The sequence below is a fragment of the Shewanella sp. SG41-3 genome (genome assembly GCF_014164545.1).
GTDB classification, from domain to species: Bacteria; Pseudomonadota; Gammaproteobacteria; order Enterobacterales; family Shewanellaceae; genus Shewanella; species Shewanella vesiculosa.
Genome location: NZ_JACJFJ010000006.1, coordinates 116,159 through 130,741, shown reverse-complemented (window position 1 = coordinate 130,741; position 14,583 = coordinate 116,159). Strand labels below are relative to the sequence as shown.

Below are 14,583 nucleotides of genomic sequence, written 5' to 3'. Positions count from 1 at the left end.
TACGAGAAAAGCCGTTGATTATCAACGGCTTTTTTTGTTTCTGGCGTTTGAGGGGCTCTCCATAAGGATTGACTCAGACAATGTATCTTTATCGAGCACCCAACAACGTGTATTTCACACGTATCTGTTTAGCCAAGTCGCTTCGCGATAAAGGCTTTCCTTTTGATGTAAAAGTGTCGTTGCTGACTCGAGATAGAGCAGAAGCGGTCATCCGCAATATTGATGTTGCCGGAACACTCAAAAAAATCATTAAGTCTATTGACCATAAAACCCGTATTAATGACTTTATTCGCTACGTTGATGAGGTCATTAACCATCTCAGAGCTCAGTTTGATGCAGCTGATTCTGATATCACGTTCAACATCACGCCTAAATCTCATGCTATCCCTATTAGGGACGCTAAGCTGTCAGAATACCGTGAAACCACAGCAATCGCGCAAACAAAGCCTGTTCTTGGGTTAAACGAAGCATTAAGCGCATTTATTATCTCAAAACAAAAATCAGCCATCAGGCCGCTGTCTATCAAGCAACTTGAACAACGCATACGCCATTTTATTGATACCGTATCATCAAAACCCGCTCTTAAAACCAAACCTAAATCTAAACTTAACTCTGAGCATAAATGCGTTCACGACGTAACCAGCGCAGATGCGATGACCTATCGTGATGAGTTGCTAACGCAAGGCCGAAGCTACAAAAGCAATAAAGAGTACTTAGCTGCCGTATTCCAGTTTTTTAAGTGGTGCCAGTTAATGATCTATTGCAGCCACAACCCGTTTGAAAGTGTTACTGTCGGACAAAAACCAAAAGCTAAACCGAATCAAGCTAGAGACCGCTGGACGCACATTGAACTTAAGCAACTACTTCGCAGTTCATCATTCAAGGCTTCAACAACTGATTTCAAATGGGTCACCCGATTAATGCTTTATGGTGGTTTAAGGCCTTCAGAAGCTTGCCAGCTCAAACCTAGAGATATCAAACTAATCGATGGCGTACACTGTATTAGCATTGATGACAGTGGTGCTGTACAACGATTAAAGAACCTCAATGCCAAACGTTATGTGCCCATTCACAAATACTTGCTTGAGCAAGGTTTTATTGCGTTTGTTGAGCAAAGAAAATCAACTCATACTCAGCTGTTTGATTATAAACCTGTCGGCATCATTGAAGATTGGTCAAAAACTTACTGTAAACAGCTCGCCAAGCTTCAAACCGAGATAGGCATGCAAGCGAACCTGCGTCCCACGTCATACGGCTTCAGACACACATTTATCGATGAAATGAAGCAACTGGATATCAGCGAGCACATCGTTGCTCAAATCGTCGGTCACGCTAATCCCAACATCACTTTCAGTCGTTACGGCAAAGATGTAAGGGTTGCTGCATTGCTCAAGGATATTGATAGAATTGAATATGACATTTGATGATCGGGTGTTGTAAATAGATAAACATTAAAGTTCGAAAAGAAGCTTGCCGCAATTGACTGCAACAGTGTCAGTTGAGGCACAAACACTGCCAAAACTGTAATTATTTCGCTACAGCAGAGAGCGAAATATAATGGTATTGAAAATGGCTCGCAGTCAGTGAGTGCGAAAAATAACAGGTAAATCAAATAAGTATTTTAAACATTGCTTATTTAATAAATTGCCTTAAATGCTCTGCAACCCAGCTATCATCAGCTACAGGGGAGTGCGAAACAAACCTTTTTGCTCTCACTGAGAGTAAAAAATTTGTGTTAAAGAGTGAGTAAGTAGTTTTAGCTGGACCTTTATTTTTTAAAGATATAGGGATTCTGCATTAAACCTGCTAAAACGTTTATGCCCCAAAGTGTCAGGATAAATTAGACCCAATTTCAGTCATACTACAGAGTGGCTGCTGTAACGGTGACGATTCAAAGAGAAGAATTGATAATGAAGAATACTAAACTCAATATATTGCTCTCAAAATGTGACATAACGGCACCAAGACCTGATGACTTAGCTGAATGGCTTGATTCTCCTTCTGTTGGAAATGAAATTATCACGGATTGCGAAGATACGCCTCTGAGTTCTGATGATGAGTATCGTGCAGCATTAAAGAAAATTGAAGGATTGTTTGATGCAATACCTAATACCGCAGAATGTTCTGAGCTCGAAAAATGGATTTCATTAGTTGAAACATATGAAAATGAACACTTCCCAATGTAACTCACAGTTGCCCCATTGTGAGTTTAATAGTTAAATCTCATCTATGGTTTTGCGATACATTTTCTATTGTTCGAGGGTATGTGGGGCTAATCTTAGATAATGTAATCATTATGGTAAAACGCTTATTTAAATTTGACCTTTTGTAGTACATTAATGGCATATGCGCTCGTATGCTTTATAGGGAAATTCTTATGTACATCAAAAAGGTAACGATTAATAATTATCGTAGCTTTCGAACTTTTGAGGCTCAATTACAAAAGCTAACTGTTGTTATTGGAGAAAACGACACGGGCAAGACAAACTTCTTCACTGCACTTTCGTTACCACTGAGCGGCAATCAGATAGATTTCAATCAGAAGCGTTTGAGCATTTCGGATATCAATAAAGACGCTGTTATTGACTTCTTGACGTCAGTAATCAACAACGATGCAGATCAGCCCCAGAAGATCCCAAAAGTGTCAGTGACATTAGAGTTCGCAGATCCTCAAGATGGCTATGAAACGGCAATACTAGCTAAGTGGCTGGTTTCAGATGGTGACGAAGAAACATACAAAATCAGATATGACTTTAAGCCAAAAAACGACATAGATTTACTTGAAGTCGTTAAGAAGTCGCTTGACGGTAAAACAATCGACGACATTAACTGGTTTATACTGCCTATCGAGCTATATGACTACCAAATAGTATCTGTGAATAACGAAAAGCCTATCGCATATAGTGACCTAAAACACGTTAGTATCCATAGTATTAATGCTGAGCGAGATGATTTCTCCGAAAGCAGTTCAATGAAGTCTAATAGCATTTTTACAAAACTTCTTATGAACACACTAAACGATGATGACAAGAGCCAAATCAACACTGCGTACTCTGAGTTCTTTAGTGCTATCGAAAACACTGAAACATTCGACAAAATCATCGGAACCAATCCAGACTTTGACAACTACGACAGTATTATCCAACAGCTTGAATGTACTCCTAATCTGCCTAACCTAAAGAATATCTTGTCCAACATCACTCTCAAATACGGCAATGAATTCCTTTACCAAAAAGGCTTGGGACAAAGAAACCTTATCTACATACTGATCCTTTTCGCTTACTACAAATCGTGCGGTGATACTTTCAACCTATGTTGTATAGAGGAGCCAGAAGCTCACTTGAGTGTAAACAATCTTCGCCTGGTAAGAGACTTTATTGAGAAAAGTTCAAATAACAGTGGTTCGCTTGTGCAAACGATTATTTCGACTCACAATCCGTCGATAATCAACAAGCTAAAAATTTCTAATGTGTTAGCTTTTACTGGTGAGAAAGCGATTAGCTTGTCAGACACTCCAACTAAGTTAGTTGACTACCTAAGAAAGAGACCGAACTTCGATATCCTTAAACTCCTGTTCGCAAACAAGGTCATTCTTGTTGAAGGTCCAACTGAAGAAATGTTAATTAGCACATACCTATCGAAAAAAGCCGCTCTTAACGACATTGATATTATGGCTATTGGCCAACGTGGCTATGCTACCTTCCTAGATATATGGCTTGTACTAAACAAAGATAACCCGAACAAAAAAATCGGTATTATTCGTGACTATGACAATTCAGATAAAGCGAAAGCAAAACATGATGCCTATGACACTTCTCATCTTAATGTCACTGTAAGAACTACTACGAATTACACACTTGAGATTGATTTGGTTGAAGCAAAGGACAACTTGGCTTTACTTAATAGTTTGTTCAGCATGGAAGGAGACGTAAAAAAAGTATCAGACCATATGATCAATGGTAAAACAGCAAGAATGTTAGATGTATGTGATGCAATGGTAGATGAAGAAAAACCACTAGACATCAATCTACCCGCTCACATTGCTCAGGTCATTGAGGCTGTATCATGATTGAGGTGCAAATTGCAGGGGCTGGAGCTGGTAAAACCTACGGATTAGCTGAATCCTTGGTAGAACACATTAAAGCTTGTACTAACCATAAAAAGACATTTGCTTTGACGTACACAAACTCGGCAACAGCAAAGATCGAGCAAGAGATGATCAAACAGCATGGATTTATCCCGCCAAATCTTTACATACAAACAGTGCATAGCTTTTTACTGAACGAAATTATCTACCCGTTTTCATCGTTCACTCTCGGCGATGTCTATAACGACGCTTCAATTATGATATTGCCAAGTGATGTTAAGTATAAAAATAGTCTTTATAGACGGCTGCGAGAACGAAATGTCATTCACGCAGAGAACGTCTACAACATCGCCAAACAAATTGTTGATGAGAAAGTTAGCAAGCATAACACCAGAGCGAAGAGAGCTAAGGTTATACGACTCCTGGCTATTCTTGAAAACTGCTTTGACAAGATATTCATCGACGAAGTCCAAGACTTAGATAGCGATGCGTTGCGAATATTTGAGATACTTGGCTGCAATGGCATTGACGTATATATGATCGGAGATCCAAAGCAAGCGATCAAGTATCCCACTGCACTTGATACTTTCGTAGCTAAAGTCTCAGTGCAGCAATACGCAACGATATTAAAGATTAATAATCAAACTAGACGAGTACCCAAGGAAATCCTAGCTGTCTCAAACAGCTTCTGCTATGCAGATCAGCAGCAAGAGTCATTATCAGAAATTGTTGGTGAGCTATCGTACGTAGAATCAGTCGATGCTCGGTACGACGAGTTACTAAATGGATATATAGAAACTAAACAGATTGTTTGTATCGACAAAAGAACTGGTCGTTATTCAACTTCATCTAAGATCAAACATTCGTTCCCACAAGAGATTGAGGAAATGATTCGTGAGTCTAATCATAAGAAGGACAAAAATTTAATTGTCAAAGCAGCTTTTGCCGACTTTATAGATGATGTCGCTAAAGGAGGTGCAAGAGTAGCAATAAACAGGCTGAAAACCAGGAATTCTTTAGCACTAAATGGCTATCACTATCATCAACTAAACGAACTATGTAATAAATGTGCTGAAGACAACGTACAATTTAAAATACAAAGTATTGACTCTGTTAAGGGGCTGGACGCCGATACTTGCGTTATTGTGGTTACACCTAACGTAATGAAATATCTAACAAAAAACAAGCTAGCTAGTGCCAGTTACTTTAACAAAGAGTGGAAAAAGGTCTATGTAGCGCTTACACGGGCAAAGAAGGAATTGGTATTGGCCCTAGATCATGAACTACTCTCTGATTCTGACATGGCTGTGGTGAGAGATTCCATTGGAGCACTCGGTTTCGTCTATCATGACTGACTTGATTTTGCTCACACTGAATAAAGAGATATTTTTTGACGCCTGAGTAGTATTGGGTATTAGGGTGAAATAAATAAGGCTTGAACTTCCCAGCTTTTACTCGACAGTCTGTTGTTCCAAAAAAACGTTTCTTCAAATTTAGCAGGAGTGAACTTCCCACAGAGGACTTTCACCTCATTAGTTCATGCCCATGCTGGGCGTACACAATCGCCATCAAAACGCCGCTTTGCGGCTCGACTAGCAACAAGTAGCTCGCGCTTGTGGCGGGCGTTAGCAGCATTAGGAGTTTAATTGGAAAAATTCATCTCAATAAGTGTCAATCAGGGTGATGCCTTTTATTTAGAAAGGGCAGAACGAAGAATCCTTGTTGATGGTGGAAAATCTAGAAATGGATTTACACGGCAATTTTCAAGAACAACAAATTCTGAATTTATTGATATATTAGTTTGCACTCATGCTGATGCTGACCATATAAATGGTTTACTTGGTTTATTAGATGAAGGTTTCTGCGTTGCAGAGGTCTGGCTGCCAGGTGTTTGGACCAGCAGATTAGAAGATCTTATAAACAGACCTGACGAATTCATTTTTGAAGTCTACAGGGAAATAAGGGATAAAGATCTGGATTATGGGGTCAACCTGGAGGATACCTATGAAAGTATAAATCCAGATTGCATTGAAAATGTAAGATCTGATGATCCAAATATAGAGATATCTAAGATCTATTCAGCAATTGAAGCACAAGAACAAAACAATGAATGGAAATTTGATTATTTCCCTGACTTGTTATACTACCGCCATGTCTATGAAATGCGTAATAGAAATATAGACATATATGTTGATGCAATTCAAACGGCTGAAAAGATTAGAGAGATGGCAATATTAGCCTATCATTCTGGGGCTAAAATAAGATGGTTTGAATTCGGCCAAGCACCCACACCAACCTGTGGTGAAAGATACCTGAAGCCTATTAATTCGAGAGAAATATTTCAAATTTCAAAGCGTAAATCAGCTTTAGATTATTTAACATTAAGCAAGGCTAACAAAGAGAGTCTGGTTTTCCATTCTCCCACAGAAAATGGAAGAGCAAATGTTCTCTTCAGTGCTGACTCAGATTTAGCTTTTAATTATAACTTACAACACGTTGGGAGCGACTCTATTATTACTGCTCCCCACCACGGCTCAGAACATAATAAAAACGCATATCAAGAACTAGCAAAGCTTAATGTAATTACAGATGAAAGCATTCTGATTCGTAGCGATGGAAAGTATAAATCACGTCCAGGGAATTCTTACTTGCAATCAGTTGCTAAAAGAGCATGTACATTATGCAGACCTTTTATTACACCTAAACAAAATGTTATTTTCGAATCTGACGGCAACGGGTGGGAGGCATCAGAAGATTTAAACTGGTGTAAGTGCAAATAAAATTTTAACAAATAAGGATAGGCCGCCTAAGGCTCCCTTTAAGCAGGCGTTGAGGCTGTAGAATTACTCTTTTATAAGAAAAATAGCCTGTTTTATGGGTTCCAAATGCATTACCTAATGCTTTAAAAACGCTTAGAGTTAATTACAGGAGCTCGTTATTTAATTGAATTTGGCTGTTGGAGTTATTCTACAACCTTGTTACCCATAGAGAATCTAACCTGAAACTCACGAATTAGATCTAAAGGTCTAACTCGTTTATGTCCATTTTCAAGTTAAATTAGCACATAACTAGCTCATTGTTTAAAGGCTTATCAACTTGAAATCACGACAAATACTCTGAATTAATTATAGGAAGCTTAACTTCATGACAACTGATTTAAACAGTAGTTCTATGGATACTAAATACGTTGGTATTTCTGAGTATTTTGCTACAGGAGAAGGTGTTACGTACGTAATAGCATCCGGTACAAAGACTCAAATTAACGAGTTTGCTGGGCCTTATTTTTCAACGGGGTTAGGATTTTACTCGTTTGAAGAAATGAAAAGCGCATTGATTGAATGCGAGGGTATGAATGAAACTTGCATAATGGATGATAAACGCTTGCGAGCAGCATATGTATTGCAAACTCATTTGCCCAGTGTTGCAGATTTGATTAAACAATATGGCTTTGGAACCTTTTCTTATCAGTTCCATTATAACCTTAGCTAATAAGTTGATGATTTTAATTACTAAAGTGCTGCTGTAAATGTAAATTAATTAGGCCCAATTTAAATATAAGCACTAATCTAGTTTTATATTTGAGCCTAGCAGGTAGAATTTCATCAAACTCACAGTCAAGTGCATTAACTATTTTGTATAAAGTTTACAGTTTGATTTAGATTTTCATATTGAGGTGTTAGACACCACGCCCTTTAACACACATTCGCGATAAATTCTTAGGGCCTGTTTTGATGTTTTACCCATTAGTTGCTCAAATCATTGAAGCAGAAAACTTTGATAACCTATTCAAAAAGCCTTTGCACTAATCATCTTGAAAAATCTTTGCTTAATTGTGCCACCTTTTCGCTGTGTAGTGGCAGTATTCATCGGTCACTACACTAGATTCAAGTCCACAACACCTTCTAAGTAGCATGGCTTTTTTTGACCTCATCCATCAACTCATTAACCGCATTGAACTCAATACTTTTAAGATACAGCTCTGCATCCAACAGCTTGAGCTTGCGATTAATTATGGGGCTGTATGAGTCAAACTTATCATTAAGTAATTTAAACGCATCGAGTTTATGTGTTAACTGCTTGATATGTTGTTGAAGTACACTATAGTGGCTTTTCAGCAGGCTCTGGTTGTGACAGTGCTTACCTTGAGTGTTGTCATGTCTTTTGATGAACACTTGAATGGGGCTTTTTAGGCTAAAAAGTTGTTCATAATGGGCATTGCGGCTTCCTTTAGGGGAAAGCCGTTTAACTAGATGTTGTTTTTCTAATCGAGATAAGTGGTTATACATACACTTTCGAAGAATAGCGATGTCTTCATAGCAATTAGCTTTAGCGGTAACAATAAGTGCTTGTAATAAAAACTCCGTTTGAAAAACAACGGGGCAATGTTTATTAATAATCGCTATAAAATCAATTTGTTTCATCTTTGATGGATTCGAGTTGTGAGTAAATGAACCCACTGATACGAACATCAGTGGGCGGGAGTTTAGCTAATGTGGCAGCGGCAAACTGATATTAGCTAAGTGATTAATTACCATAAAACACACTATAGTGTGTTTTGTTCTGATCTACAAGATAAGAATGAAAAAAAAGATTGCGATTGAGTTTGGAAGAAAACTCGAAGAAAAAAGAAAAGAAAAAGGACTACTTCAAAAAGACTTGTCTCAACTATGTGGCTTTAGTCTTAATTATATCGGCATCGTAGAGCGCGGTGAGAAAAGCATTAGCCTTGAAAAAGTGTATGTAATTGCTGCTATTCTTGAATGCTCAGTGCATGATTTAATCCCCGATGAAAAAGAACTTTCACCCGAAAATCAATAACGTTAAGACATAAGATTGCCGAGTAAAGTGAGGGTTTATTTAACGTTAGAGGAGAGTGACATGCTACTTAATGCAGTTATGAGAATAATCTTATCGAAGCGAGATTTAGACACAACTCCATGACAATCATTTGCCGTATGGCGAATATTAATGCTAGTTAAGTATCATTCTGACTGGCAAAGACCACTTAAGCACAAGATAAACGGCTAAAGTGGTTACAACTGCCAAATATTATTTTTGCCCATCAATATATAATTTCATTTAGCGATACTTTTTTGGTATTGAAATGATTACTGCCAGGTTAACTAAATTACTGCATGGTATGACAGCGCAACAATGTCAGTTACCTTGCTGTGTCTGACGAACCTTTAACACTTCCTAACTCCTTAGCCTATTTTTCAATATATTCAAAAAATAATGTACTCAATAATCTAAATTGTTGATGATGATTTTACTCATTTTAAAAGTGTTCGCTATGATATTTAACACTGTGATTATGTAACGTTTTATCATGACCCAAACGTTGTAATATTGACTTTTTATGATATTGAAATTATGTAAATTATTGAAATATAACAATTTGTTTTTTGTTTTCGTATTGTGTATGTTTAACGATATGTTAATCTAACCCTAAGAAAAAGCAGCCGTTAGAGCTGCAAAGGGTTAGTTATGCAAGACCTGAGCATCAAGTTTTATGTCGAACAATATTTATCTTCTAGAAAACATGAAGTAGCTCCGTCCACGCTTAATTCAGAAACGTGTAAAGCTAAAAAAATTATCAAATTAATTGGTAAGCATGCGATTAATTCTATTTGTCACAGCGAAATCATTCAGCTGCGTCAAAAATTGCATAAAAGCTATGCAAACAAGTCGATAAATGAGTTTTATATCATTCTACGCGCCGTTTTTAACAATGCGTTTCGTGACGGTGTAATCATTAGAAATCCTATGGACGGGGTACCTAACCTGACAGTTTGTCACGCGGAGCCAAATCCATTTACCCGCTCTGAATTAACAGCGTTAGCACAAACAGAGGTTCGATGTTTATCTGGAAAAAATGCTTTTCAGTTATGTGCTCTAACAGGGCTCCGAATAAGTGAGCTCTTAGCTATATCCTGGGAAGATATTGACTTTATTAATGCAAAACTCAAAGTCAAAATCGCATTAGTTGATAAACAATATAAAACACCAAAAACACTAGGCTCACAGCGTACAGTTGAGTTATGTGCATCTGCTATCAGTATATTAACACAACAAAAACTGATAACTGGACATCGAAAAGCTAGAAAAATATCAGTGCTTCAACGCGACAATAAAACGAAAAAAATAGAAAATTTATCACTCGTTTTCTACAACACTCAGACGAATCAACCTTTCATTAGCGCAAAACAATTTAACAAAACGTTTTTTACACCATTTTTAGCATCTGCAAAAGTGAAGCACCGCGGAGCCGGACAGTTGCGACATACGTTTGCAAGTCAAGCCCTGACATCAGGCATCTCAAAAGAATGGCTGGCAAGGCAAATGGGACACGAAAGCACTGCCATGATTGATATTCACTACGCGAGGTGGATGTGTGCAGATGCACCAGACTTTGTTAATAAAGTTGAGCAGCAGTTTCAAGGGATATTTACGCCAATACAGGCATTTGAGCAAGCAACAGTAAATACCTGCGCATCAGAATTACCTGCACCTTCAAATACTCCAACAGGAGCTGATATTCAGCTTTCAGAGCAACAATTATCACAACTGCTCATTAGTCACCCTCATTTAATCACACAGCATCTAAAAATGCTTTTAAGTCAGAATGTTGGGGAGATGTTGATATGAGATTAACGACTCTCTTCTTTGCATTTGTTAACTATGCATTTAATGACAAGGGGCGCAGAGCTGGCAAAGCTACCTTGTTTCATTCATTACGTCTCACAGAAGAAATGGCGCTTAAACAAAAGTATTTGACTAAGTCACAGAAGCTGATGCGCTCAAAGAATGAGATCGAAATTGAATGGGATAGCTCGCTATCGCACACTAATTTGATTGATACCCCTGATGGAATTGTCCCTCTAGATAACTTTTCACAAGAGCAAAGAGAGCAAATGATGTTCGAAATTTTGCAACCCGAAACAATGAAGAGTGCTGATGCGCGTAAATTGGGGCAAGACAAAGCACGCTCAAAAAACAAACTTAAAGAGTGGATAAAGGCAGGTCATTTTTGCAAGAAAGGTATTGAGTTAGTCGATGAAATTTTCTCGAGTGATAGCTTAATAAATGTGCATCATGCTGCATATCGATTGAATTTGCTTGATATGAAGCGTAAAGCTCAGCGAGTTGAGCAATTGGTGAATTATATCAAAGCCCACAATGCATTGTTAGATAAGCCTAATTCACTTAACTCTGTCAATTTTGAAGAATTATTATTCAAAATCCCGATAAATAATCAGATAGGTACAGACATTGTGAGCAATGAAGAAATGATGCACGCAATGAAAAGTTTCTTACAGCGTTATTATCCTGATTATCCAATTAAACTCATGGTGTTACATCATGATGAACGACTACCCGGTGAAGTAACTGGCGGTCATGTGCATGCTTTTATTTCGGGGAAAAATGCTTTAACGCATCAATACGATTTACGTATCGCACAAATTAAAAAAGTGAATGAGTTTCTATTCAAACGTGATGGTATGTCAGCGACTTTATTTTCTGAAACTGGACGTTTGAGTTATGAGCAGGCAGGCGATGTGGCAAAGCATATGCAAGAGATGTTCTATGAGTTCGTCAACGAACATCTCTTTCATCCGAAGAACATCAATGCTGCATTTCATCCGGAATCGGTTCGTAAATCTGAAAAACGAAAGCAAATGCGCAGAGAAGCGAAATTGGCTAAGCGTGATAGAGCATTCAACTATCATGCTCGACTGCTTGAAAATGTAAACAGTTTAGAAATTCAGCTTAAAAGTTTTGATGATAAAATTTCTGAGCAAAAACAAGTGCTTGGCGATGTAGAGAGCAAAATTATTAACGTGAGTGAAAGTTATGACGCTTTGACAATAAAACATGACGCACTTGAACAACAATGTATTCAGCAAGAAGAAAGACTATCTGATATCGAGATAGTTGTTCAACAAAAGCAGCGTAGACTCAGTAAAAAAATGCTGCTTGAACAAGAAGTTGATGAGCGTTTGAACGTAAAGGTAGAGAAAGAAAAGAAATTAGATACATCGATTTTGCTTAAACAGCAAAAACACACAGAATTAGATAGCGCTATAGCTGAGAAACAATCAATTTTAGAAAGACTTAGCGTAATGACAACTAAGGCATTGTATCCAGTACACAAAATGTTGGAGCACATGAACAATCGCTTAATACTAAAAGGAAGAGCGGGAGCGGCGGAGTTCATGCAACATATCATTAAAGCCTTTAGTGCAGATTTGCCAGCTGAGCTCCGAAAAACACTAATAAAAATTACGAATAATACGGGCGATACAGAGCTTGAAAACGCGTTAACACGCAAAGACAGTCAGATTAACTACTCATTGGATATGTGATAAAGCACGCGTTCAATATTCGTTAAATGATGCGTTAACCGTATTCTCTCAGATTAGAGTCAATACAATATAAGATGCTCGCAAAATAAGCAGGGGATCGGTCATTACTTTTTAAAGTGATGACCGATTTTTTATTAATCGCTGCGAATGTAAGACTTAAATTGACGGCCAGGCATGAGGTTATGCTTGTATCGAGTTATGGAGTGTAGTTTGTGCCAATAGCGCTATCTAGCCCTAATTGGCAGCACTGCTGCCATAGATGGCACTTACGCTGCCAGTGGCGGCATTAAACATGTCAGTGGTCGTTTTAGAGAGCAAACGGATGAGGCGAAATAGTCAAAATATCGATTTGATAAATTGAGGTTTGAACAACATGTATGTTTGAAGCCCATTAGTGTTGAAATGAAATTACTGTAGATGGTGAGAGTATAAAACCCGCATGGTCAGTTGTTTTCACGACGTGATAATGTTTAGGCTAAGCCTAAACAAACCTTAACTTCGCACTTGGTGAGTGCGAAAAAGTACAACTTCGCAGTCATCGACTGCGAAGCAAAAAGCAGCCCACAATTATGTGGGACTAGTACGTAACCCGGTACGTTTATCTCCCACTTTTTGTTCCAAAAAGATGGGAGATAAACTCGGGCAAGGGGAGCCCCTTTGAACCCCAAAAGCCAAACACAGCTGAGCGCAATCGCACCCAAGCTTCACCTATGACAATAACGGTAACCGGCTCACCGGTGATGGCGTAACGTTAAGCTATAACGACCAAAACAAGCCGTTAACGGTAGACAGCAATAATGTAAAAAGTATATTCAGTTACGATGCGAATGGTAACCGCTATAAACAGGTTAAGCAGCAAAACGGTAGTGTGGTATCGACCACGTATTATGTGGGCAGTTTTGAGCGTGAAGTGACCCTAAGCAGTACGGTAGATAAAACCTACATTGGTGACCACACTATTAAGATGAAAGCCCATGTGGGCAGCTTAGATAATCAATCACCGTTCCAGCATGTACTGCGCGACCACTTAGGCAGTGTCGATACCTTGATGGATGCCAAAACCGGAGCTGTACTGCAGCACCGTGGTTATGATGTATTTGGTCGTCCAAGGGACATCGCATCTGGTAATACATTATTATCTGGTACTAATTGGCAAGGTGTCACTAAGGGCTACACCGACCATGAGCATTTGATTGATCAAGAGCTCATTCACATGAACGGGCGGATTTATGATTTCAACATCGGCCGTTTTTTAAGTGTTGACCCGTTTTTACAGTTCCCAGAGAATAGCCAGAGCGCTAATCCGTATTCGTATATTTTGAATAACCCGATGAGAGGGACAGATCCGACCGGGTATAGTGCTGTTCGAGGTGGTAATGCATCTGCTTGGGCCACAAACGAGTTCATGGGAGACATGTATTCCTTCCGTAAAACAGTTGAGGAGATGCAATATAATAAAGCGATGAAAGCGCTTAAAAAATCAACTTCAAATGGCGAGAAAAACGAAGAAAAATCTACGGGTAATGGCTCAAAGAAACATGAAGATGAAGGGGCTAGTGATACCCATGAACAAGAAAAAAATGTTCAAGGAACTCACAGTCCAAGAGAATCTAATACTTACCCTAAAGAGCGAAATGAGCTTGAAGATAAGTTGAAAGCTAAGTTGAAAGCTAAGTTGAAAGCATTGAATATTATAGCTGGTGTTGTTAATAAAAATGGTGGATTTGAACGAAGAGACGATGCTGCCGCATGGTATCATAATAATGTAAATTCATTAGCAATATATTATGACACAGAAATTGGAGCTGAAATATTTAAGAACTCCTATTGGACGGGAGAAGAGCTTGTTGATAAGTATTATTTGGGTATTGTTGTGACCTCTCATATGAGAAACCAAGTAGATTTATCAGGTTCAGTTAACAATCCCAAATTAAATATATCTGGAAGATGGCATTCTCACGGACCTGATCCGGCACCTTTTACTATAGGTGCTGATACAGACTGGGCAGACCAGATTGATTCAAGAGCAGCGTATTTGTCTAGAGCGAACAATTATTTACTCAAATCATATGTTTTACAAAAATATTCTAAGGGTGCAGAGGTCAATATATGTGGAACAAAATGCTAATA

11 protein-coding genes are annotated in these 14,583 nt (G+C 38.4%); 10 read left to right on the top strand and 1 reads right to left on the bottom strand.

Features of this window, described 5'->3' with window-relative positions:
* Positions 1–80 precede the first annotated feature (80 nt).
* The 6 genes from H5164_RS13250 to H5164_RS13225 all read left to right on the top strand — a co-directional run bounded on the left by H5164_RS13250 (position 81) and on the right by H5164_RS13225 (position 7,576).
* Positions 81–1,424 carry a tyrosine-type recombinase/integrase gene (locus H5164_RS13250; RefSeq protein WP_182756605.1) on the top strand — a complete coding sequence of 448 codons (1,344 nt, stop codon included), beginning with the start codon at positions 81–83 and terminating at the stop codon, positions 1,422–1,424.
* A 486-nt stretch (positions 1,425–1,910) separates the two neighbouring features.
* Positions 1,911–2,186, top strand: a complete 276-nt coding sequence (locus tag H5164_RS13245) for a transcriptional regulator (RefSeq protein ID WP_182756603.1) — start codon at positions 1,911–1,913, stop codon at positions 2,184–2,186.
* Positions 2,187–2,377: 191 nt separating this feature from the next.
* Entirely contained in the window at positions 2,378–4,069 is a 1,692-nt protein-coding gene (locus H5164_RS13240) for an ATP-dependent endonuclease (protein WP_182756600.1), read from the top strand.
* Positions 4,066–5,442: a UvrD-helicase domain-containing protein gene (locus H5164_RS13235; protein WP_182756598.1), complete on the top strand. Its 1,377-nt coding sequence runs from the start codon at positions 4,066–4,068 to the stop codon at positions 5,440–5,442. The genes H5164_RS13240 and H5164_RS13235 overlap by 4 nt, the downstream gene beginning before the upstream one ends.
* Positions 5,443–5,733: 291 nt before the next feature.
* Positions 5,734–6,867, top strand: a complete 1,134-nt coding sequence (locus H5164_RS13230) for a hypothetical protein (protein WP_182756596.1) — start codon at positions 5,734–5,736, stop codon at positions 6,865–6,867.
* Positions 6,868–7,231: 364 nt separating this feature from the next.
* On the top strand, positions 7,232–7,576 hold the full coding sequence (locus H5164_RS13225; protein WP_182756594.1) for a hypothetical protein: 345 nt from the start codon (positions 7,232–7,234) through the stop codon (positions 7,574–7,576).
* Positions 7,577–7,989: 413 nt separating this feature from the next.
* Here the strand turns inward: H5164_RS13225 and H5164_RS13220 are convergent, their stop codons facing one another.
* The gene (locus H5164_RS13220) at positions 7,990–8,508 is read right to left on the bottom strand and encodes a hypothetical protein (protein ID WP_182756592.1); all 519 of its coding nucleotides are present in this window, start codon (positions 8,506–8,508) and stop codon (positions 7,990–7,992) included.
* 157 nt (positions 8,509–8,665) lie between these two features.
* On the opposite strand from H5164_RS13220, the gene H5164_RS13215 reads away from it, so the two are divergent.
* The 4 genes from H5164_RS13215 (at position 8,666) to H5164_RS13200 (ending at position 14,581) form a co-directional block, all read left to right on the top strand.
* On the top strand, positions 8,666–8,905 hold the full coding sequence (locus H5164_RS13215) for a helix-turn-helix domain-containing protein (protein ID WP_182756589.1): 240 nt from the start codon (positions 8,666–8,668) through the stop codon (positions 8,903–8,905).
* Positions 8,906–9,574: 669 nt separating this feature from the next.
* Positions 9,575–10,735: a site-specific integrase gene (locus tag H5164_RS13210; protein ID WP_182756587.1), complete on the top strand. Its 1,161-nt coding sequence runs from the start codon at positions 9,575–9,577 to the stop codon at positions 10,733–10,735.
* Positions 10,732–12,453: a hypothetical protein gene (locus H5164_RS13205; RefSeq protein ID WP_182756584.1), complete on the top strand. Its 1,722-nt coding sequence runs from the start codon at positions 10,732–10,734 to the stop codon at positions 12,451–12,453. Before H5164_RS13210 ends, H5164_RS13205 begins: the two co-directional genes overlap by 4 nt.
* 868 nt (positions 12,454–13,321) lie before the next feature.
* Positions 13,322–14,581, top strand: coding sequence for an RHS repeat domain-containing protein (locus H5164_RS13200; RefSeq protein ID WP_220492704.1), 1,260 nt, complete (start codon positions 13,322–13,324; stop codon positions 14,579–14,581).
* The last annotated feature ends 2 nt before the right edge of the window (positions 14,582–14,583 follow it).